The sequence below is a fragment of the Variovorax sp. MPBD4-3 genome (assembly GCF_058809745.1).
In genome coordinates this window covers 1-22,647 of record NZ_JBXASW010000064.1, presented here as the reverse complement: position 1 = coordinate 22,647, position 22,647 = coordinate 1, and the positions used below count along the sequence as shown (strand labels likewise).

General features: G+C 67.7%; 16 protein-coding genes. 10 read left to right on the top strand and 6 right to left on the bottom strand.

The genetic code is table 11. From position 1 onward, the window contains the following. Window positions 1–22: 22 nt before the first annotated feature. Genes AC1RVW_RS26155 through AC1RVW_RS26110 form a run of 10 tightly spaced genes read left to right on the top strand, consistent with a single transcriptional unit; the run spans window position 23 to window position 10,501 of the window. The gene (locus tag AC1RVW_RS26155) at window positions 23–1,303 is read left to right on the top strand and encodes a CpaE/TadZ family protein (RefSeq protein WP_493203502.1); all 1,281 of its coding nucleotides are present in this window, start codon (window positions 23–25) and stop codon (window positions 1,301–1,303) included. Between the two features lie 4 nt (window positions 1,304–1,307). Then, window positions 1,308–2,624, top strand: a complete 1,317-nt coding sequence (locus AC1RVW_RS26150; RefSeq protein WP_081270819.1) for a TadA family conjugal transfer-associated ATPase — start codon at window positions 1,308–1,310, stop codon at window positions 2,622–2,624. Further along, window positions 2,617–3,609: a type II secretion system F family protein gene (locus tag AC1RVW_RS26145; RefSeq protein ID WP_493203500.1), complete on the top strand. Its 993-nt coding sequence runs from the start codon at window positions 2,617–2,619 to the stop codon at window positions 3,607–3,609. Before AC1RVW_RS26150 ends, AC1RVW_RS26145 begins: the two co-directional genes overlap by 8 nt. Next, a complete protein-coding gene (locus AC1RVW_RS26140) occupies window positions 3,606–4,559 on the top strand; it encodes a type II secretion system F family protein (protein WP_081270818.1) in 954 nt (317 codons plus the stop codon). Before AC1RVW_RS26145 ends, AC1RVW_RS26140 begins: the two co-directional genes overlap by 4 nt. After that, window positions 4,556–5,500 (top strand): hypothetical protein, encoded by a 945-nt coding sequence (locus AC1RVW_RS26135; RefSeq protein WP_493203498.1) that lies wholly within the window; start codon window positions 4,556–4,558, stop codon window positions 5,498–5,500. Before AC1RVW_RS26140 ends, AC1RVW_RS26135 begins: the two co-directional genes overlap by 4 nt. Beyond that, a complete protein-coding gene (locus tag AC1RVW_RS26130; protein ID WP_493203496.1) occupies window positions 5,497–5,922 on the top strand; it encodes a DUF3613 domain-containing protein in 426 nt (141 codons plus the stop codon). The genes AC1RVW_RS26135 and AC1RVW_RS26130 overlap by 4 nt, the downstream gene beginning before the upstream one ends. Window positions 5,923–5,955: 33 nt before the next feature. Further along, the gene (locus AC1RVW_RS26125; protein WP_493203494.1) at window positions 5,956–6,441 is read left to right on the top strand and encodes a TadE/TadG family type IV pilus assembly protein; all 486 of its coding nucleotides are present in this window, start codon (window positions 5,956–5,958) and stop codon (window positions 6,439–6,441) included. Further along, window positions 6,438–6,926, top strand: a complete 489-nt coding sequence (locus AC1RVW_RS26120; RefSeq protein ID WP_493203492.1) for a TadE/TadG family type IV pilus assembly protein — start codon at window positions 6,438–6,440, stop codon at window positions 6,924–6,926. Before AC1RVW_RS26125 ends, AC1RVW_RS26120 begins: the two co-directional genes overlap by 4 nt. Before the next feature lie 56 nt (window positions 6,927–6,982). Further along, complete coding sequence (locus AC1RVW_RS26115; RefSeq protein WP_493203490.1) at window positions 6,983–9,031, top strand: TadG family pilus assembly protein; 2,049 nt, start codon at window positions 6,983–6,985, stop codon at window positions 9,029–9,031. 48 nt (window positions 9,032–9,079) lie between these two features. Beyond that, window positions 9,080–10,501, top strand: coding sequence for a sigma 54-interacting transcriptional regulator (locus AC1RVW_RS26110; RefSeq protein WP_493203489.1), 1,422 nt, complete (start codon window positions 9,080–9,082; stop codon window positions 10,499–10,501). A 13-nt stretch (window positions 10,502–10,514) separates the two neighbouring features. Here AC1RVW_RS26110 and AC1RVW_RS26105 read toward each other — a convergent pair whose 3' ends face one another. The 6 genes from AC1RVW_RS26105 to AC1RVW_RS26080 all read right to left on the bottom strand — a co-directional run. Then, on the bottom strand, window positions 10,515–12,080 hold the full coding sequence (locus AC1RVW_RS26105) for a TolC family protein (RefSeq protein ID WP_253820010.1): 1,566 nt from the start codon (window positions 12,078–12,080) through the stop codon (window positions 10,515–10,517). A gap of 11 nt (window positions 12,081–12,091) precedes the next feature. Next, on the bottom strand, window positions 12,092–13,408 hold the full coding sequence (locus AC1RVW_RS26100) for an HlyD family type I secretion periplasmic adaptor subunit (RefSeq protein ID WP_081270811.1): 1,317 nt from the start codon (window positions 13,406–13,408) through the stop codon (window positions 12,092–12,094). Window positions 13,409–13,436: 28 nt separating this feature from the next. Next, complete coding sequence (locus AC1RVW_RS26095; RefSeq protein ID WP_081270810.1) at window positions 13,437–15,254, bottom strand: peptidase domain-containing ABC transporter; 1,818 nt, start codon at window positions 15,252–15,254, stop codon at window positions 13,437–13,439. Window positions 15,255–15,623: 369 nt separating this feature from the next. Continuing rightward, window positions 15,624–18,722 (bottom strand): glutamate ligase domain-containing protein, encoded by a 3,099-nt coding sequence (locus AC1RVW_RS26090; protein WP_493203486.1) that lies wholly within the window; start codon window positions 18,720–18,722, stop codon window positions 15,624–15,626. 106 nt (window positions 18,723–18,828) lie between these two features. Continuing rightward, a complete protein-coding gene (pal, locus tag AC1RVW_RS26085; RefSeq protein ID WP_106936825.1) occupies window positions 18,829–19,332 on the bottom strand; it encodes a peptidoglycan-associated lipoprotein Pal in 504 nt (167 codons plus the stop codon). Window positions 19,333–19,416: 84 nt separating this feature from the next. Continuing rightward, window positions 19,417–22,647: hypothetical protein (locus AC1RVW_RS26080; RefSeq protein WP_493203484.1), on the bottom strand; the 3,231-nt coding region annotated here is incomplete at its 5' end.

Sequence of the window (22,647 nt, the reverse complement as noted above, 5' to 3'; positions counted from 1 at the left end):
CGCACAGCCGGTGGTCGACGCCATGAACGCTCCCCGAGACAACCTCCCCGAGACAGGCACGGAGACCTATCTCTTTGCTTCGTCCAGCGGAAGCCACATCACGTGGCTTACCGATTCGCTCAGCAAACTCGGCTCGGTGGTCGTGCTCGCACCCGACGCGAAGTCGATCGACGAGCGCATCGCGCTGCTCGGCCCGGTTGCCGTGTTTCTCGATTTCTCGGGCGACAGCACGGCGGCGGCCATCGAATTGCACCAGCGCCTGAAGCGCGACTGGCCGACATTGCCCGTGCTGGCCACCGGAGTCTCCGCCGAGCCCGCGTCCATGCTTGCCGCACTGCGCGCCGGCGTGGACGATTTCGTCGACATGTCGGCCCCGTCGGAAGACGCGGTCAACACGCTGCGCAAACTGCTGGATCGCCGCAGCAGCACGCAAGGCGGTACGCGCGGCTGCACGCTCACACTGCTCGGCGCGCGCTCGGGCATCGGCGTGACCACGCTTGCCGCCAGCCTGTCGCTGGTGCTCAACGAGATGCTGTCGCAGGTGCCACGGCCTCCGAACCGCAGCGTTCGTCACGGCGTCGCGTTGCTCGACCTCGGACTGCCGGCGCGCGATGGACTTCTTTACCTCGACACCCAGAGCGGCTTCAGCTTCGTCGACGGCGTGCGCAACCTGCGCCGCCTCGACCAGACCTTGCTGCACACGGCGCTGGCCCATCACACGAGCGGGGTCGCAGTGCTTCCGCTACCGACAAGCCTCGCGCAGGTGCGCGAGATCTCGCATGCCGATTCGGTGGCGTTGATCAAGCGGCTGGGCGACTTCTTCGACTTTCAGGTGGCCGACCTCGGCGGCTTCTCGACAATCGACTTCATTGCGCAGACAGTGCAAGCCTCGCAGCGCAGCTGGGTGGTCTGCGACCAGAGCATCGGCGCAATCGTGTCGACGGCGAACATGCTCAAGGAATTGCGGGCGCGCGGCATCGAGACCGACCGGCTAGGGCTCGTGGTCAACAAGTTCGACAGCCATGTCGGCCTCACGGCCAAGGACATCGCCGAACGGCTGGAGCTGCCGCTGCGCCATGTGCTGCCTTCGCGCAGCGCACAGCTGATGGCGGCCGCGAGCCGCGGAGAGATGCTGGTGCGCACCTCGCGCAGCGACCCCTACGCGCAGGCGGTGACGGGCCTGGCCCGCAGCCTGCACCAGGAATACATGTCTGCCACGGGCCAACCTCCGGCCAAGGATCCACGCTGGGTTGCGCTCATGTCGCAAGTCACCGGCCTCTGGAAGAGTTCACACGAAGGCTGAACCCATGTCCACCGATATCGAATTCGCCGACGACGACCAGGCGTTCATCAACTCCCAGCAGTTCCAGGACATCAAGAGCTGGACGCACGACCACCTGCTCAGCCGCATCGAGGAACTGGGCGCAGAGTTCGGCCGCTGGTCGCGCGCCTCGATCCAGCAGTTCGTCGAACTGGAGGTCGACAGCTTCGTGCGGCTGCGCCGCGTGCCGATCAACGACCGCGAGATGCAGCTCATCTCCGACGCGCTGACCAAGGAGCTCGCTGGCTTCGGGCCGCTGGAAGACCTGCTCAACGATCCGGCCGTGGAAGACATCCTGATCAACGGCTACCAGAACGTGTACGTGTCGCGCCACGGCATGCTGGAGCGCGAGACGGTGCGCTTCGCCGATTCGGAGCATGTGATGCGCATCGTGCGCCGCATCCTCGCGCCGCTGGGCCGCCGGCTCGACGAGTCGAACCCGATGGTCGACGCGCGCCTGCCCGACGGCGGCCGCATCAACGTGATCATCGAGCCGCTGGCCATCGACGGCCTCTCGGTGTCGATCCGCAAGTTCCGCAAGGAGCCGCTCACGCCGATGGACCTGGTGAAGCTCGGCACGTTCGACGCCGGCATGGCGCAGCTGCTGGAGATCGCGGTGCGCGCGCGCTGCAACATCCTCGTGAGCGGCGGCACCAGCTCGGGCAAGACCTCGCTGCTGAATGCGCTCGCGAGCTACATACCCGCGCGCGAACGCGTCATCACCATCGAGGACACGGCCGAACTGTCGCTCGGCACCAGCCACGTGGTGCGGCTCGAAAGCCGACCGGGCGGCTTCGACGGCACCGGCGTGGTGTCGATCCGCGACCTGCTGCGCAACAGCCTGCGCATGCGGCCCGACCGCATCATCGTGGGCGAAGTGCGCGGTGCCGAGGTCATCGAGATGATGCAGGCCATGAACACCGGCCACGAAGGCTCGATGGGCACCATCCACGCGAGCTCGCCGCGCGAGTGCCTCTACCGCCTGGAGATGCTCGCGGGCTTCGCGGGCTACCAGGGCAGCGAAGTGAGCCTGCGCCGGCAGATCGCCAACGCCATCGACTTCATCGTGCAGATCGGGCGCCTGTCGGGCGGCCAGCGCCGCATCATTTCGCTGAGCGAGGTCACGGGCGTCAACGACAACGTCGTCGCCATGCAGGAGCTCTACCGCTACGAGCCGGTCGTCTCGCCCGACGGCGAGGAACGCGACCGCTGGGTGTCGCTGGGCATCGCGCCGCACTCGCCCAAGATCACGCGCTTCCGGCAGTCGATGGCGCGTGCGCAGCAGGGGGAACATCGTGCGTGAAGGGTTGCTCGTCGTTGCCTGCATTGCGCTGGTCCTCGCGGCCGCCGGGTTGCTCATGTGGCAATGGGCCAAGACGCGCCAGGCACGGCAGGCGACGGAGCGGCATCTGAACCAGCAGATTCTGGCCAGTGCGACGGCCGCAACGGCGGCACCGCTCCCGTCGCGGGATTTGTCGAGCGACAACTTCGCGAGCGGCTTGAAGGACCCCTGGCTCGACGCTGAACTCAGTGCGGCAGCGACAGCCACGCCCGTCGGGCTGCTGGAGCGAGCCTTGCCTGAACGACTGGTCGGCGTGGTCGATCCTCGGATGGCCGCCTTGGCCATCGGCGCGATCCTGCTGCTTTCGCTGGTAGCCGGCTTGTTCGGCGGCTGGCTGGCCGCACTGGGTGCACTTGCCTTCCTGGCGCTTGCCTCGGCGTTCGCTGTATGGCTGCGACTCCAGAAGTTTCGTCGCAAGCTGATCGGCCAATTGCCGGCCTACATCGATGCGATGGTCAGGCTGATCACGATCGGGAACTCCACGCAGGCGGCATTCCAGCTTGCGATTGCCACCACCGCTGAACCTCTGCGCGGGCAACTCGAGCGCTCAGCCTCGCTGGTGCGTGCCGGCATGGACCTGGACCGCGCCCTGCACCAGACAGCCGCGAACGTTCGCATCGAGGAAATGTTCCTGCTTGCCTCGATTCTCGGCCTCGGTGTGCGCTACGGCGGCCGTGCCGACCTGCTGCTGGAACGCGTCGGCAACTTCATGCGCGACCGCGAGCAGGCCGAACACGAATTGATCGCCATGTCGTCCGAAACGCGGCTCTCGGCCTGGATCCTGGGGCTCCTGCCGGTCGGCGTGGGTGCCTTCTTCATCGTGACCAATCCCAGCTATTTCATGGGCATGTGGCACGACGGCACGGGTCGCAACATGATCCTCTTCGCCGCGGGATTCCAGTTGCTGGGTGCCGCCCTGCTCTATCGCCTGGCGAGGTTGACATGACGCTCTCGCCCAACCAACTGGCGGTTCTCAGCCTAGCTCTCCTGGCCTTGGGCTTGATGGCCGGTGCCGGCGCGCTGATCGCTGCCGAGCTGCGGCGAGCACGCAGTGGAAAAGTCATCGGACGCGCGATTGACCAGGCAGTGTCCGCGGCGCCCGCCACGGTGGCCGAGGAGCTGAGCGCCGCATCGGCGAAGTCGGATGTCGAGCTCCCTTTTCATTGGCTCGACTCCCGATTCGGCCGCGCGCTCGTTGCCGATGAGGACCGCAACCTCATCGACCAGTGCGGACTGCCCTCGAAGCGCACCCAGTTGATTTTCATGGTGACCCGCGTGGTGTTTGCCTTCCTGCTTCCCACGCTGACCTACGTGGCGTGGAGCGAAGGGCATTCCCAACGTTCGGTCGTCATGGTTCAGGCCGCCGCCTTCGTCATCGGCTTCATGGCGCCCAAATGGATACTGGGCCGCTTTGCGGCGGGACGGCGCGAGAGAGCGGCGCAGGAATTGCCGCTCTTCATCGACCTGTTGCGCCTGCTGCAAGGCGTGGGGCTCAGCCTGGACCAGAGTCTGCAGATCATGGCCGCCGATTTCTCGCACGTGCTGCGCGTGCTCGGCTACGAGCTCTCGCTGGCCAACAGCCAATACAGCCAGGGCCGCAGCCGTGAGCACTCGCTGCAGCGCCTTGCCACGCTGCACAAGAATGAGAACCTCCGAGGCCTCGTCTCGCTGCTGGTCCAGGTCGACAAGCACGGCGGTGCCGTGCAGGAGCCGCTGCGCGTTTTCAGCGACAGGCTTCGCGAACACAGGCGCTCCGAGATGAAAGAGCGCATCGGCAAGATCACGGTCAAGATGACTGCCGTCATGGTGACCACGCTGCTGCCGGCGCTCGTCATTGTCACGGCGGGCCCCGCTTTCCTCTCTGTTTTCCGTTCTTTGGGAATCGCAGCCAAATGAAGATGCTCAACGCTCATGAAGTCGCGCATCCTGCCTGCCGTGCATTGGCATCCGCATGCGTGGTTGCCGCGACACTGGTCGTCTCCGGCTGTGCCGGCGTCAAGGACCAGTACGCGGCAAGCGCCGATGCGCAGCAGCGCATGGCCGCCGAGGCAACCGCGGACACGAAAGCCGGCGCATCGGTCGACACGCAAGCCACCTACCTGCGTCTTGTCGAGCAAATGCAGAAGGAGGAGCTCTGGTTTGCCTCGCTCGCGCACATCGATGCACTCGAGCAACGCTGGGGCGTGTCACCGGACTCCACGCGCGTGCGAGCGGAGGCGTTGCGTCAGACAGGACAAGCCGCGCCGGCCGAGGCCGCATACAAGCGCCTGCTGGGCACCCCGCTGGAAAGCGCGGGCTACCGCGGGTTGGGCTTGCTGGCGGGAATGCGCGGTGACTACGCCGAAGCGTCGCGCCTTCTTTCCCAGGCACAGCGTCGTACACCGACAGATCCTGCGCTGCTCAGCGACCTGGGCTACGCGAACCTGCGCGCTGGTTTGATCGAGGAGGCACGCCTGCCGCTCATGCAGGCGCTGCAATTGAAGCCCGACAGTACGCAGGCGCAGGCCAACCTTGCGCTCTATCTGGAAGTGACCCAGCAAAGAGACAAGTCGGCAGCCCTGATGAATGCCAATCGCATGTCCGAAGCAACGCGCGCTGCCATCAGGGAGGCAGCGCAGCAGATGAAGGTCTCCGGCGGCGCATCGGCATCCGCTGTGCGCGCTACGGCTGCGGTGCCCGCGGGCGGCCGCGACGAGTCCATCGTGTCGCCTCTTGCGCTCAAGCGTTCCCGCTGGTCGGAAACGACAGGCATCAGGACGGCAAATCAGCTGAATCCGTCGACGCTGTCCGCGGAGATTCCCTCTGTATTGAACTCGACCTCACGGAGCACACCATGAACAAGATTACAGGCCTGCGGGCCGGTGCATTGGCCGCTGCGCTCCTGGCTTCGGCGACGAGCACCATGGCACAGGTGAACGCAAAAGCGAGCGAAGTCGATGCCAAGCCCGCCGCGATCTCGGCTTCAGCGGACACACCCAAAGCCGATGCGGTGGCGCCCGGTTCGCAAGAGCAATTCGCCGAAGCGGAAGAATTCGAGCTGGTACCGCTGCAAGTAGGCGACGCGACACAGAGCCTGCTTGCATGGCAACGCAGCGGCGAGATTGCATCGCCTTCGCCCAGGACCATCGCCGGAAACGTCGCCAGCCGGAGTTACGACCGCTACCTGAAGAGCTTCGAGTTTCCGATTCCTGAACGGCTCGGTTCGACGGTGAACAAATCCTCCGGCAGCGCGAGCGGCACGTCGTCGGGCACACGCTGAGCCGCAAGACATTCCTGCAGCACCGCAACCACGATGCACCACTCACGCACGCTCGCAAAGAACCGGCGCCGCCAAAGCGGCGTCTATGCGGTCGAGTTCGCGTTCGTGTTTCTCATCGTCTTCTTCTTGCTTTACGCCGCCATTTGCTACGGCTTCCTGCTGGCCGCGCGGATGGGCTTGCAGAACGCGGCGGAGGAAGGCGCAAGGGCCGGGCTGAGATATCAGATCAGCCTCGATGCAAAGAAAACAGAGGCAGGCAACGTCGCTACGCAGCGAGCGTCCTGGTTGCCCACCGCCTTGAAAAGCAACCTGAGCGTCCAGGCCACCGTATGCATGGCTGGCGAAGACGACTGCCTCAAGACGCCAGTTTGCGGCCCTGCCTGGACGCAGCGCTGCCAGATGGTCGTGACCGTGACCGTCAACGGCATCCAGCAACTTCTCCCGCCGTTTCCGAGCTTTGCGTTACCGGATCAGATAAGAGGCAAAGCCAGCATGCTGCTTGACGGGAGATCGTTGTGAAACTGCGCCCATCTCGTCGTGCAGTGGAACAGAACGGCGCGCGGCAACGCGGGGTCGCCGCCATCGAGTTCGCGCTGGTTTTCAGCGTGCTGTTTCTGGCCGTGTATGGAGTCGTCACGTTCGGCGGCGTGCTGTACGTGCAGCAGGTGATCTCTCGCGCAGCAGAAGACGGCGCGCGAGCCGTCCAGTTCTCGCAGACGAACGCCGCAGACGATGCGCTCAGGTCGAACGTGCAGTCAGCAATCTATCGGTCGCTCTCTCTTTCCTCGATCACGCCCGTCGCCGCCGGGACTACCCCGTCCTCGAAGGAAGCATGGATCCGGTCGAAGGTGCCGCTGCCCAGCGTCAATATCTCGACCGGAAAAGTCGTGATCACCGTGAGCTATCCGTACAGCGCCAATCCTTTGCTTCCGGCGCTTCCCTTCACCGGAGGCTGGCTGCCCACCAACCTCTCCGGCAAGGCTACGGCCGCCAAATCCTGGTGAGGGAAGCCATGCGTCTACCTAGCCAGGCAGCAGCGCGACGACAAGTTGGATCCGTCGTGATCAACGCCGCGATTGCGCTCTCGCTCATCGTCATTACCCTGATAGGGACGGAACTGGGGTACACGTTCTTTCTGAAGCGGGAGCTTCAGAAGACGGCCGATCTCGCAGCCTTGGCAGGCGCCCAGAACCTGGGCGTGAACAATTGCGCCGCTGCGACGACTGCCGCAATTTCCAATGCCACCCAGAACATGCCGGTCGGGCTGGCACCAGTCGGTGCGGCAAACATCGTGTGCGGCCGCTGGGATGCCGTGCTCAAGCCAGCCGCACCTCACTTCGGCGCGCCGGACAGCGGGCAGAACCTCAATGCGGTGCGCGTCACCATCAGCAGAGCCCCTCCGCTCCTGCTGCCAAGCATTCCGGGAAACCAGGCGACGACGATCACTGCGGACGCGGTGGCAGCCCAACAAACCCCGCAGGCGAACCTGACGATCCGCTCCACGCTACTGAGCGTCGATTCCACGCAATCGCCGTTGCTCAACTCGGTCTTCGGCGGAATGCTGGGAGGTGCTCTCACCATCGACGCGGCTGGCTGGAACGGGCTGCTCAACACGAATGTGCGTCTGCTGACCTACATCGACCAGCTGGGAGTGAACCTGGGGATCGGAGCCGGAAAGTACGACCAGGTGCTCGGCACGAGCGTCTCCGTAGGCACTCTGATCCAGGCCATGATCGATGCCTTGCAGCAGAACGGGAACACGGCGCAGGCTGCGATCGATGCGCTCAATCTGGTCAAGCTCACCGCCAACGCTGCGGCGGCGCAACCACTTTTGAAACTAGGCAGTTTGCTCGGCGTGCAAACCGGCAGCAGCGCGGCGGCCCTGAGTACCGACCTCCAGCTTTTCCAGTTGCTGCAGGGTGTGGTGCAGGCAGCGAATGGAAAAAATGGCGCTGTGGCGACGACGACGCTTCCTTTGGCGGGCCTGGCTTCAGTCACGGCAAACATCAAGGTCATCGAGCCGCCGCAGGTTTCGGCCACGGGAAATCCGGTGCTGGCCAAGAACAATCCCACAGGGCCAGACCAGATCTATGTTCGTACCGCCCAGATTCGAACACTGATCTCCGTCAACCTGGGCGATGCTGGCCAAACTTTGACAGGTCTGATCAGCGGCTTGGCCACCGCGTTGAGCAAGCTCAGCTCCGCTTTGATCTCCATTTTGACGACGGTCATCGATGTCACGCCTCCGGGCGACTGCGCAGTCATTTCCTTGAATTGCCACACAACGCCAAAGTCCGTCATCTCGGATGTCACACCGCTTCCTCTGCCAGTGCGCATCGATGTCAACATCGATGTCGCGTCAGCAGCGGCCTATGTCACTGATTTCGACTGCACAAACGATAGCGACAAGAAGCTTTGGGCCGCATCCAAATCGACGGTTGCGACATTGCGCATTGGCACGATGGGAAGCAGCCCCGCTGATGCAAAAGCGAAAGTTTTCGCGTCGTGGTCTGCGGCGCCCACTGTGGATCCAATTGCGCTGGTGGATATTGGCACCGTGCAATCTAGAAAGACCTGTACGGTTGCTGCTGGGATTGTGTGTCTGTTAGCAGTTCAGGAATACCAGCAAGCAGATGGAACGTGGACTTCCGACAAAACCAAAGCCAAAAGAACCGCATTCGGGGGTGGAGGCGTCGGACTTTCCATGAACTCAGATCCCATCAGTGGCGGTGCATCCAACTTGGCGTTCCATTCGAGCGCGCCCGGGCTTCTCAAGGAAGTCAGCGACACGGCTGCGCCAGAACAGACTTATCTGCAGACATCAGCCACCGGTAACGTCGGCGGCTTGCTGGTCAACACCATCAATGGCCTGCAACTCAACCTTTACAAGCCCAGCGGCTCAACCGGCTTGCTGGGCTCCATCCTGCAGACGACGGATGCCGCAGCAACGGCGGTTTTCGCGTTGCTCAAGAATCTGATCGCACCGCTCCTGACATCGCTCATCAATCCGCTCGCTGACGTCCTGCTGAAAGGGTTAGGGATCGATCTCGCGAACGCGCAGGTCGGCGCCCGGCTGTCGTGTCGAGCGGGCGCGCAGTTGGTGTATTAACGTGATCCATCTTCCAAACACGCGGCCGCGCTTCAGGCTTTCGCTCTCATGACCGCCCCCAACTTCGACGAACTCGACCTCTTTGTCTGGGAGGGCAAAGCCGACATCCTCGACCGCATCGCGCGTTGCATGGCGAGCTTCGACGTGGAGGTGATCCGGGCTGACGGGATGCCGCCGCCCGCACCCGAACGCGGGGTGGCGCTGCGCCCCTCGGTCGCGATCATCAGCGTCACCGTCATCGACGGCGGCGGGCTGGCGCATGCGACGGAGCTGCTGCAGGGCATGCCGGTGATCTGGGTCGCGGCGGGTTCGCGCGAGCGGGACTCGCGCACCTATCCGCCCGAGTACCTGCACGTGCTGCCCTACGACTTCACCTGCGCCGAGCTGCGCACGATGGTCGCGAAGCTGGTGCGGCAGTTGCGCGCGCGCGAGGTGGCGCCGCAGGCGCCCGATGTGCTGGTGGCGCACTCCGACGCGATGAAGTCGCTGCTGGCCGAGGTGAACGCCTTCGCCGATTGCGACCACAGCGTGCTGGTGCGCGGCGAAACCGGCGTGGGCAAGGAGCGCATCGCGCAGCAGTTGCACCTTGGGCACCAGCACTACAGCAAGGGCGCTTTCGTGGCGGTGAACTGCGGCGCGATTCCCGACGGTCTTTTCGAGTCGCTGTTCTTCGGCCATACGAAGGGCTCCTTCACCGGCGCGGTGCATGCGCACCGCGGCTATTTCGAGCAGGCCACGGGCGGCACGCTTTTCCTCGACGAAATCGGCGACCTGCCGCGCTACCAGCAGGTCAAGCTGCTGCGCGTGCTCGAAGACAACGCGGTGACGCGGCTCGGGGCGACGTCGCCGATCCGCGTCGACTTCCGCCTGGTGGCGGCGACGAACCGCAACCTGCGCGAGATGGTGGCGAGCGGCGAGTTCCGCGCCGACCTTTTCTACCGCCTTGCGGTGATTGAGCTTCATGTGCCCAGCCTCGAGGAACGCGGCGAGGTCGACAAGATCGCGATCTTCAAGGCGCTGCTGAGCAACGTGCTGGGCGACGAGCTGGAGACGCTCGGCGAAACGCCGCACTGGCTGAGCGACGCGGTGGCCGAGACCTACTTCCCGGGCAATGTGCGCCAGTTGCGCAATCTTGCGGAGCGCGTGGGCGTGATCGCGCGGCAGCTGCACAGCTGGGACCAGAACCTGATCCGGCGCGCGATTGCGCTGACGCGCGGCACGCCGACACCGACGATCTCGGCGGACCGCAACGGCGCGGGCGGCGGCGGCGGGATCGGGCTCGACGGCAGCAGCGACCGCAAGGGCTGGAACAGCAGCGAACGCAACCGCATCATCGCGGCGCTCGAGGTCAACGACTGGAAGCGCCAGGACACCGCGCAGCACCTGGGCATCAGCCGCAAGGTGCTGTGGGAGAAGATGCGCAAGTACCAGATCCTCGACGGCGAACCGGGCATTCCCGAAGACGCCTGACCGGCACCGACGCTCAGGGGATCGACAGCCGCGGAGCCTTGCGCAGCGACGAGCCCGCGCCCCCGGGGCCCGCGGCGCGCTCGACCACCGGCTCGCTCGCGCAGGCGGTGTTGCTCGAGATGCACAGCGCGGCCAGCAGGCCGTCCTCGGTCAGGGCGGGCCGGCTCGGCGCGCCGAAGAGCCGGTCGATCCAGTTGTTCGTGCCCGCGGGGTCGATGCGCAGTTCGCCGGTCGTGCGCGCCAGGCGCAGCTCCGAGATGCGCAGGTCGAACACGCCGTCGACGTAGTCGAACAGCAGCGTGTAGTAATCGAGTTGCGCGTCGAGCACCTTGGGCAGGGTCTCGCGACCGAATTCCATGAGGCGGCGGCGGCCGCGGAAGGCCTGGCCCGACGTGCTCACGGCTTCCATCAGCTGCCGCTCGCGCTCGCGGCCCGACACAGTGCGCGCCCATGAGGCGGAGGTGAGCTCGAACAGGTTGAGCTTCACGCCGTCGAGCTTGGCCTCCTGGTTCGCGACTTCGGCGAGCGCGGACTTCAGCCGCAACTGCCGGTCGAAGCCGTTGCCGAAGTTCCAGTTGAGCTCGAAGGCCGCGCGCGTCGGGTCCTGCGGCGACACGCCCCGCGGATCGCGGCTCTTCACCACCACGGCGTCGAGGGTCGGGTAGAGGCTCGCGTCCTGCTGGTCGGCCAGCGCGCGCGCGCGTTCGATGCGGCCCTGGGCTTCGGCGATCTCGGTGCTGCGTGCCTCGGCGCGGCGCAGCGCCTCTTCCTGCGAGCCGATGCGCCATTGCGGCGGCGCGGCGAGCACGGGCAGCGACTCCACGTTGGGCGAGAACTTGAAGTAGTTGCGGAACTTGGCCATGGCCTCGTCGCGCTGGGCCTGGAAGTCGGACTCGCGCGCGGCCACGAGCGCGCGGCGCGAAGCCGCCATGTTGAGGTCGTTGTCGCCGGTCACCCCCAGCGCGACGCGGCGGGCCTCGGCCTTGGAAAGTTCGGCGACCACCTCGGTGGCCTTGTGCGCGATCTGCTTCTTGAGGTCGTAGCGCTGCACCTGCAGGTAGGCGGTCAGCGCATCCAGCACGACCTTCTGCGAGGTGGTGACGACGGCCTCGTCGTCGGCCTGGTTGCCGGCTTCGGCCGCGCGCTGCGCCGCGCTCATGGCGCCGCCGTCGAGCAGGCTCATGCGGGCCTCGGCGGTGAGCACGGTGTAGCCCTCCGTCCTGGCGCCGGCCAGGCCGCTGTTGTAGTTGCCCGATGACGTACCGATCTTGAAGCGCGGATAGCGCGCCTGCCTGGCGGCATCGACGCTGTAGCTGCTGGTGTTGGCGGCCGCCTGGGCCGTCTGCACTTCGGGGTATTCCTGCGACAGCGCGACCAGTGCCTGCTTCACCTGCTGCGCATAGCTGGCCGCGCCGAGCGATGGCGCGGACAGCCTGCGCGCGAGCACGAGCGGCGGCGGCGGCTCCTGCAGCGCTTCCTGCTGTTGCTGTTCCTGCGCGAAGGCGGCGGGCGGCAGCGCGAAGCTGGCGCACAGCGCCGCGCACACCACGCCGGTGCCTGTGCGGCGCCGGCTGTTCAAGGGGGCGTTCCTCATGGTTCGCGGAAGGCTTCGCGCCGCAGCTTGAGCACGGGTCGCAGGATGTACCAGATGAACGGATCGGTGCCGACACGCAGGTCCACTTCCGATTCCATGCCGGCGGTGATGCGGTTCTCGTCGCGCCCCACGTGCGACTGCGACATGCTGATGAGCAGCCGGTAGTAGGGCGCGCCGTTCGAGATGGCCGGGTCGCGGTCGGCGTCGGCCGCCACGAGCTTGACCTTGCCGTCGACGGCGCCGTAGCGCAGGTAGTCGTAGGCGGTGATCTTCACGCGCGCCGTCTGCCCCACTTCGATGAAGCCGCGGTCGTTCGGGTTGAGCCGCGCCTCGACCATGATCTCGTCCTCGTCGGGCACCACTTCGAGAATCGACTCGCCCGGCTTCACCACCCATCCGGGGCTGGAGTTGCGCAGGCCCTTGACGATGCCGTCCGACGGCGCCTTGACCACCGTGCGCGAACGCTGCGTGCGGGCCCGCGCGAGGTCTTCGCTCAGGCTCGCGAACTGGCGCTCGACGGTGGCCAGTTCGTCCGACGCGCGGCGGCGGAAGCGGCCCTCCGCCTCCGCCATCTTGGCCTGCGCCTCGGTGATGGCGGCGTCGGCCGAGACCACGCCCTGCCGCGCCACCGCGAGTTCGCTGCGCACGCTCTCGACCTGGCGCCGCTTCTCGAGCACCTCGACCTGGCCGACCAGCTTCTCGCTGAGCAGCTGCTCGGAAATCTCGAGTTCCTTCTGCATCAGTGCGAGCCGGTCCCCGAGGCCCTTGACCTTGGCCTGCTGCTCCAGCTTCTTGCTGCGTGCCTGCTCCAGTCCCGACACCGCGCCCGCCATGACGCCGCGCTGCTCCAGTGCGCGCGCCTGGTAGGCGCCGGTCTCGCCTTCGAACACGCCCTCGTCGATGTCCTTGGCGAAGGAATCGCGGCGCAGCGGCTGGCCCCGGCTCTCGGCCATGAGGCGCACGCGGGTGGCCTGCGTGGCCGCGTAGCGCGCCGTGAGTTCTTCCAGGTTCAGGCCGCTGCCGCCCAGGTCGATCTCCACCAACGGCTGGCCCGTCTTGACCTTGTCGCCTTCCTTGACCAGCACGCTGCTGACGATGCCGCCCTCCAGGTGCTGGATGGCCTTGACGCGGTCGGAAGGAATCACACGGCCAGGCGCGACGACCACGGTCTCCATGGGAAAGCCCAGGCCCACCAGCGCCAGCACCGCCACCGCCCCGCCGATGATCCATTGCCGCCGCCGTCCCTTCGGCGACGTCTGCGCCGCGCGCCTGTCCTGTTCGTCCTGCAATATCTGCGGCAGATCTGATTTCAAAATTTGCGGCCCCCGTCGCTTGTCGTCTTCACGCCATGGAGCGGGTGGCCGCGGCCCCCGCGCTGTCTTCGCTGTCGCCCACCGCCACCAGCGGCTTCTTCACGCCGAACAGCTTGGGCACCATCACCGCCGCGGAGCCCTGCTCCACGTTGCCCTGCCCGGTCACGTGATAGACCACCGTGGCCGCGGAAACGATGCGCAGCGAGTGCGTGACCACCACCACGGTGCGCACCTTGGCCACCGCGAGCATGGTGGCGAGCAGGTTGCGCTCGCTCTGGAAGTCGAGGTCGTTGCTGGGCTCGTCGAGCACCAGCACCGACGGCTTGCGCAGGAAGCTCATGGCCAGCGCGAGCTTGCGCCGCTCGCCGACTGAGAAGCCGGTGCCGCCCTCGCCCACCACGGTGCGGTAGCCGTCGGGCAGGCGCGAGATGAAGTCATGCGCGCCGGAGAGCTTGCAGGCCGCGACGATCTGCTCGTCGCTCTGGCCCGGCGCGCCGCGCCGCATCACGTCGACCAGCGCGCCGCCGAACCAGTAGACCTCCTGCGACAGATAGCTGATCCAGCGCGACAGCTCTTCGCGGCCGAACTGCGAGAGGTCGTATTCCCCGATGCTCACGGTGCCGCGCGTGGGCGTGTACAGGCCCGACACCAGCTTCACCAGCGTCGACTTGCCCGCGCCGTTGCGCCCGACGATCACGTGCAGCCCGCCGGGGCCGATGTCGAGGTCGACGTTTTCCAGCACCGGCTGCTGCGCCGTCTCGGTGAAGCTGAAGCTCACGTCGCGCAGCGTGACGCGGCCCAGCGGCTGCGGCAGTTCCATGCCCGTGGGCGGCTTCTCGACCGGCTCGCGCAGCACGGTTTCGAGCCGCTTGGCGGCTTCCTTCGCGGTGGCCAGCGAGCGCCAGTTCGACACCAGGCCGGCCACCGGCTGCAGCGCCTTGAGCGCCAGCATGTTGGAGGCGACCAGGCCGCCCACCGTCATCCATTGCTCCATCACCGACACCGCACCCACCGTGACCACGATGACCGAGAACACGGTCAGCAGCACGGTGGTGCCGTCGCGCGCGGTTTCGATCTGGCCGTTCTTGGTGAAGCTCTCGGTGAGCCAGGCGTTGTAGGCCTGGCGCCACGTCTCGATGGTGGGACCGTCGTTGGCCTGCGTCTTCAGCGTCTCGCGCGCATGGCAGATCTCGGAGGTGATGCGGTCCAGGCCGCGCCCGCGCTGCACTTCTTCCACACGGCCGGTGCGCACTTCGTCGGCCCACCACCACGCCAGGAAAGACATGATGGCCAGGAACACGGCCACCACCGGCAGCACCGGCAGCGCGACGATGCCGATCACGACCAGCGCGAAGATGGCCATGGGCAGGTCGAAGATCGATTGCGCGAGGCCGCCGGTGACGGTGCCGCGCACCGAACCCACGTCGCGGAAGTACAGCTGCCACGACGAAGCGGGCCGCGACTCCAGCGCGCGCAGCGGGCGCGACAGCATCGAGTTCAGCAAGGCACCCGACACGCCGTGGTCGATGATGGCGCCCGCGTTGCGCAGCAGGCGCGAGCGCCGCGTGCGCAACCAGAACTCGATGCACAGGAAGAAGAAGATGCCGCTCACCAGCGCGGCGAGCGTCGAGGTGCCGCTGCGCGACAGCACGCGGTCGTACACCTGCAGCAGGAAGATCGAAGGCAGCAGCCCGAACAGGCTGATGGGGAGCGAGCGCCACGCCGCGCCCTTGACCAGCGGATACGCCGCGCGAAACGCTTCATGCAGCGCGCCCGCATAGGGACTGGCACCAGGTTCGTCTGGCGTGTCGGCAACCAGCTGGCTGGGCAAGAGGAACTTGATCATGGGAAAAAGCCGATCCGTCGGGCAATGACGCCTGTCTCATTATCAACTGTTACCCAGCTGTTACAAGGCAAAAATTCACTCTCGACGCGACTCAGCACACAGGCATTCGCACCTTCGACGGAACGGCTTTCACGGACTGCTCCGGTCCCGGTTGCGCGGCGCTTCCCGTAACCGCGCAACCGGCCGGACTCCCTGACCTGACGGCCTTCGCCTGATAGGGCAAACCCTCTGCGAACACCAATGCGATGTTGGCGCACAACAGCATGCAGAGCACCCAGGCGCACAGCAGCTGGAGCCAGCCCAGCCACCAGCGCCGCGGTGCTGCCGCTGCCTCATGTTCGTAGGGCGAATGCAATAACGCGTTCCATCTCATGGCAATGCTTTCAAGACCCGGGCTAGCCGGGAAAGACCGATGCCCGCCGAGCTCTTGGCCAGCACCCAGTCGCCCGGCTGCACGAGGCCGCCGAGCGCGGTGGACAGGTCGGACACATCGACGAACCAGTGCGATCGCACCTTGGTGCGAATGCGCGTGTGCAGTGCCCGCATCAGCGGGCCGCACAGCAGCACGCGATCGGGCTGCGAGGCCAGCAACTCGGCCTCTAGGTCGAGGTGATGGCGCTGCGCGGCGGGGCCGAGCTCCTGCATGTCGCCGAGGATCGCCACGCGGCGCGCCGGCTCGCAGGGGGCCTGAGACAGCATCTCCAGTGCGGCCCGCATCGAGCTCGGGTTGGCGTCGTAGGTCTCGTCGATCAGCTTGAAGCTGCCGCCGCCGATGTGAATGGTGTGCAGCGCGCCGCGCCCGCCCGGCGGCTCGAAGTGCGCAAAGGGCTCGACCGCCGCGGCCAGCGGCAGGCGCAGCGCCTGCAGCGCGGCGAGCGCGGCGATGGCGCTCGCACCCATGTGCCGGCCCGGCGCGTTGAGCCGCAGCTGGAAGGGCTCGCCCGCCACCAGCGCCTGCACCTCGCCGTGGTCGAAGGCGAGCAGGCGCACGTCGGCGTCCTTGTGCTCGCCGTAGGTCACGATCTGCAGCTGCTGCGTCATGGCCGCGTCGGCGAAGGTCGCGAACTCGGGCATGTCGCGGTTCAGCACCACGCTGTCGCCCGGGTTCATCGACTGGAAGATGCGGCTGTCCAGCCGCGCGGCCGCTTCGGAAGGGCCGCGGTGCTTCTGCGACGCGGCCGACAGCCCGGTCACGACGACGAGCGAGGGCCGCACCAGCTGCGCGGATGCCGGCATCTGCGACGCGCCCATCTCCATCACCCAGTAGGCCGCGTGCCGCGGCATGCAGGTCATGTTCCAGGCGAGCCCCGAAGGCAGGCTGATGTTGCCTTCGGGCTGCGCGACCTCGCCCCACACGGTGAGCGCGCCGGCCAGCATGGCGGTGACGGTGCCGCTGCCCGCGCCGCTGCCGAGCACGCCGCACACGCGGCCGGTGAATTCGCAGCGCGCATGGTCACCCAGCAGCAGCACGGACTGCAGCACGTTCTGCACCTTCAGCACCGGCACGCGCTTGTCCAGGTGCGGCTTGGGGTCGGTGCACAGCACCGCGGCGGCCGGCTGCAGCACGCCCTTGAGCGTGACGGCCGCCAGCGGCGTCTTCGACGGGCGCGTCTGGTGGTCGAACACCACGCGGCCCTTGCGCATGAAGGAGCGTTGCGTCACGCCGCTGGCGCGCCAGCCGTCCTCGGGCTTGACGACCCACTCGCCGCCGGTGACGCGGGCCATCTCGCTCGCGGTCCAGGCCGGGCCGTCGTCGCGCGCGCCGTTGCCGGCGGGGGCGCCGCCCGTACCGCTGGCGGCGGCCAGCGCGCGGCGCTCGAGCAGGTAGCGGTGATAGGCCGCGAAGCCCGACACGTACTGCTCCACGTCGTCGATGCGCACGCGGAACGAGTGGTGCCGGATGAAGAAGGACCCCACCACCGTCGACGGCCGGCGGAAGTACATCGCCATCTCGGGCCAGAAGAAGCCGTTGAGCAGGTAGTGCGCGCGGTAGTCGAGCGCGCGGTAGAACTTCTCGGTGTCCAGTTCGTCGAGCAGGTGCCGCATCGCGGGCATGCCCTCGAGCCGCTGCAGCATCTGCTGCGCGGCCAGCATGAGTTCGAGCAGCGTCGGAAACGTGGTCTTGCGGTCGAGCACGAAGTCCAGGTACCCCGCCACGTTCTGCAGGCCGAAGCGAAAGTACTTCTCCTGCGGGCTCCAGTGCGTGAGCTCGTTGACGCAGCAGCTCAGCCAGTGGTCGTGCGACTGCCATTGCTGGCCCGCGATGAAATAGTCGAAGGCCTTCTCGACCACCGCCAGCCACTGCGGGTCGCGCGTGAGGCTGTACAGGCGCATGAGGCCGTAGACCGCCTCGCCGTCGTAGTAAATGATGCGCGAGGCCTGCTTGACCGAGAGGTCGGTCGCATGCAGCACGTGGTTGAAGCGGCCGGTCTCCGGGTCTTGCAGCGACGCGATGCCGAGCGCGAGCTTGTCGATGAGCGGCAGCCAGTGGCGCGTGTCCATCAGCTCGCAGTACTTCACGAGTGCGAGCACGCAGGCCGCGTTGCCGCCCAGCTTGATCTCGCCGCCGGTGTCCACCAGGAAGGCCGCGGCGCGGCCGTCGGCCAGCGTGTAGTCGCGGATCAGCCAGCTGGTCAGGTGGTCGATCGCGCGGTCGATGGCCGAGCGCAGGGTCTCGTCGCGCGTGAGCTCCCATGCCTCGAGCATGGCGTAGACCGCGCTCGCGTGGCGCATGGCGTCGTAGGTCGGAATGCGCCGGTCGAAGCACGGGAAGTAGCCGTACACGAACAGCCCGTCGCTCTGCACCTGCCGCGCGAGGTAAGCCGAACCGCTGCGCACGAGGTCGAGCACCGATTGCGGGTTGAGGGCCGGCAGCTGCCGCCGGCCCGCGTCGAGCCCCGTGCCGACGAGCTTGTGCACCACGCCGTCGGGCTGGCAGAACACGCCCACCATCGCGAGCAGGTAGACCGGATGTTCGGCCGGCATGTCCAGCGGCGGCGCGCGCTCGAAGCGGGCCAGGCCGTAGACCTCGAAGTTGCGCGGATTCACCACCGAGTGCGCGATGGTCGAATCGCCGCACAGCATGGCGTTGGCGTTGAGCTCCTGCTCGGTGAAGGCAAGCTCGAAATCCTGGTCGAAGGCCAGGCCGAGGCGGAAGTAGTTGCGCTTGACCGCGGTGAGCTGCGTCTTGAACTGCACCCACTCCATCGGGCTCGCGCCCTCGACCCAGTCGATGCGCAGCCACGGCGACACGATGCCGCGCTCGCGCACCCAGCGCCCGACGGACTCCGAGCCCTCGCGCCATGCCGTCTCGAAGTCGGCGGCGCGCGCATGCACCACGTGGGCACGCTGCGAACCGTCGCTGACCGAGAAGAACAGCGTGAACGCCGGGTACGGGGCGGGCAATGCCGCGCACACCGACACCAGGCGTTCATGGCAGGCATGGAGCTGATCCTGGAAAGACATCATGCGGCCCCGATCGAATGCGGGAAACCGGTCGCGCCCGTCATCTGCCCATGCCTCGACGTTTGCGCGGACCGGAAACTGCCGTCGAAGTCATCGCGTGGCACCGGCTTCAGCGGTAGCTGAATTCGGCGCGGCGATTGAGCTGATAGCCCTCCTCGGTGGTTGCGAGCGACGCGGGTTTTTCCGTGCCCCAGCTGATGGCCTCGATGCGCTCGGCCGGCACGCCCAGTTGCGTGAGCGCGCGCTGCACGGCGTCGGCACGGCGCTGGCCCAGCGCCAGGTTGTATTCGCGGCCGCCGCGCTGGTCGGTGTTGCCTTCGATGACGACCCGGCTCGACGTCCGGTTGCGCATGTAGCTCGCGTGCGCCTCGACGATCTTCATGTACTCGGGCTTGATGTTGTACTTGTCGAAGTCGAAGTAGACGATCTTCGAGACGCCCGCCGGGCCGTTCTGCACCGGCGGCGGCGCAGCGGGCTCCACCCTCGGCACCGCGCTGGTGGCCTTGTTCGAGTAGTAGTAGGTCGCGTCGTCGCGACCGGTCTTGGGGGCCGCGCAGCCGACCAGGATGGCTCCGAGTGCGACGATGGCCAGTATCCGGAAATTCTTTTTCATATCCAATCCTTTCGCGGGACAGGCCGGTGGCGGCCTGTCCCTGGTGCTTCCGCTCCCCACCCCTCCTTCTGCTGTTCTTGTGGATCAGCCCAGCAGGCCGTGAAGGATGTTGGTCACCGGCGACAGCGCGCTGCCGGCCGGGCTGTGCTCGACCAGGCTGGTGATCGGCGTCACGACGTCGTTCACCAGCGGCGCGGCCGCGTGCTCCACGGTGTTCACCACGCTGCTGACGACATCGGTCACCGGTGCGGCCGCATGCGACGAGCCCGCCAGGATGTCGGTCACCGGCGCCGTTGCGTCGGAACCCGCGTGCGTGGCGTTCGAGGCCACGGAGCTGACGGTGTCGGTCACGCCGCTGACGGCGCTCGTCGCCGGCTGCAGGATGTTGGCCACCGGGTTGCTGCCGCCCAGCAGGCCACCGAGCAGGCCGCCGACGAGGCCGTCGTTGCCCAGCAGGCTGCCGACCAGGCCGTCGTTGCCGAGGACGCCGCCGAGCGGGCCGTCCGAGCCGCTGCCGCCGCCGAGCAGACCGCCCACGAGGCCGTCGCTGCCCAGCACGCCACCAAGCAGGCCGCCTTCGCTGCCGCCGAGCACGCCACCCAGGACACCGTTGTCGCCCAGCACGCCGCCGAGCAGGCCGCCTTCGCTGCCGCCGAGCACGCCACCCAGCACGCCGTTGTCGCCCAGCACGCCGCCGAGCAGGCCGCCTTCGCTGCCGCCGAGGACGCCACCCAGGACGCCGTTGTCGCCCAGCACACCGCCGAGCAGGCCACCGTCGCCGCCGAGCACGCCACCCAGCAGGCCGTCGTCACCCAGCACACCGCCGAGCAGACCACCGTCACCGCCGAGCACGCCGCCCAGCAGGCCGTCGTCGCCCAGCACGCCGCCGAGCAGGCCACCGTCGCCGCCGAGCACGCCACCCAGCAGGCCGTCGTCACCCAGCACACCGCCGAGCAGGCCGCCGTCGCCGCCGAGCACACCGCCCAGCAGGCCACCGTCGCCGCCGAGCACACCGCCCAGCAGGCCACCGTCACCGCCGAGCACGCCGCCCAGCAGGCCGTCGTCACCCAGCACACCGCCGAGCAGGCCACCGTCACCACCGAGCACGCCGCCGAGCAGGCCACCGTCGCCGCCGAGCACACCACCCAGCACGCCGCCGTTCAGCAGGTTCGCCACGCCGTCCGTGAGGTAGTCCACTTGCGTATCGACGGCATTCAGCACCGCGGTCGTCGTGCCCGCGCCGAGCACCTGGTCGGCCAGCGGGCTCAGCAGGCCGCCGACGCCGTCGGTCACCTGGCTCACCACGCCATCGACCGGGTCGAGCACGTTGGGGCTGTTCGAGTTGAAGGAGGTGCCGAGCACCGGTCCGAGCAGGCCGTCGACCGTGTCCGTCACGCTGTCCGTGAGGCCCACCACCGGCGCGAGCACGTCGCCCAGGCCCAGGTCGCCGAGAACGCCGTGGTTCAGGCCGTTGGCCACGCTGCCGACAATGCTGTCGACCGGGTCGAGCAGCGCCGCGCCGGTGCCCGGCGTGCCGCTGTTGCCGATGCCGCCCACCACACCGCCGAGCACGCCACCCAGCAGGCCGTCGTTGCCCAGCACGCCACCGACCAGACCGTCGTCGCCCAGCAGGCCGCCAACCAGGCCGTCAGAGCCGAGCAGCCCGCCGCCGAGGCCGTCGGCGCCGAGCACGCCGCCCAGGCCGCCGTCGCCCAGCAGGCCGCCGAGGAGACCGTCGTTGCCGAGCAGGCCGCCCACCGGGCCGTTGCCGCCCAGGAGGCCGCCAACCAGGCCGTTGTCGCCGACCACGCCGCCCAGGAGCCCGTCGTTGCCGAGCACGCCACCCAGCAAGCCGTCATCGCCGAGCACACCGCCGAGCAGGCCGTCGCCGCCCAGGAGGCCGCCGACCGGGCCGTTGTCGCCGAGCAGGCCACCCAGCAGGCCGTCGTTGCTGAGCAGGCCGCCCAGCGCACCGTCGTCGCCCAGCAGGCCGCCGACCACGCCGTTGTCACCGAGCAGGCCGCCGACGGCACCGCCCAGCAGGCCGTTGTCGCCGCCGAGCAGGCCGCCGAGCGGGCTGTCGGTGATCAGGCCGGACACCACGCCGTGCTCGCCGAGCAGGCTGTCGACCAGGCCGCCGTGGCCCAGCAGCTGGCCGGTGAGGCCGTCGCTGCCCAGCAGGTTGGAGAGCGCGCCGTCCTCGCCGAGCAGGCCGCCGACAAGGCCGTCGTCACCGAGCAGGCCACCCACCGCGCTGCCATCGCCGAGCAGGCCGCCCAGCAGGCCCTGTTCACCCAGCAGGCCGCCGGTGAGGCCGCCAACGGCGCCCGTGCTGCCGAGCAGGCCGCCCACGAGGCCGTCGCTGCCCAGCACGTTGCCGAGCAAACCGCCGACGGCGCCGTCGTCGCCCAGCAGGCCGCCGACCAGGCCGTCCTGGCCGAGCAGGCCGCCGACCAGGCCCTGGTCGTCGAGCAGGCCGGACACGAGGCTGCCTTCGCCCAGCACGTTGCCGAGCACGTCGCCGATGACGCCGTCATCGCCCAGCAGCTGGCCGGTGACCGCGCCGAGGCCCAGGGCGCCGGTCAGGCCGGTCACGATGCCGTGGTCGCCGATGAGGTTCTCCAGGCCGTTGTGCACGGCGTCGGTCAGGTAGTCGACCTGCTGGTTCAGCGAGCCGAGGATCTGGTTGGTGGCGCCCGCACCCAGCAGGCCGTCGAGCGCCGGGCTCAGCGCGCCGCCCACCAGGTGAGTGACGTCGGCGACGGTGTTGTCGACCGGGTCGAACTCGTTGGGGTTGTTGGGCGTGAAGGTGCTGCCGAGCAGCGGGGACAGCACGTTGTCGACCACGTCGGTCACGCCGTCGATCGCGTTGGTCACGGGGGTGAGCGCACCGCCGAGGCCGAGCGCGCCGCTCACGTCGTCGATGACATGGCCGATGAGGCCGTCGCCCGGGTCGAGGAGGTGGTCGCCATCGGCGTCGGCGTCTGCGTCCGCATCCGAGTCGGCATCCGCATCGGCATCGGCGTCCGAATCGGCGTCGGCGTCTGCGTCGGCATCCGAATCGGCGTCCGCGTCAGCGTCTGCATCGGAGTCGGCATCTGCGTCTGCATCCGAGTCGGAGTCGGCATCCGCGTCGGCATCCGAATCGGCGTCTGCGTCGGCGTCTGCGTCGGCGTCTGCATCAGAGTCGGCGTCAGCGTCTGCATCGGCATCCGAGTCGGCATCCGCATCCGCGTCGCCGTCGGCATCGGCATCCGCGTCGGCATCGGCGTCGGCGTCCGCGTCGGAGTCGGGGGTGGTGGGCGTCGTCGGGGT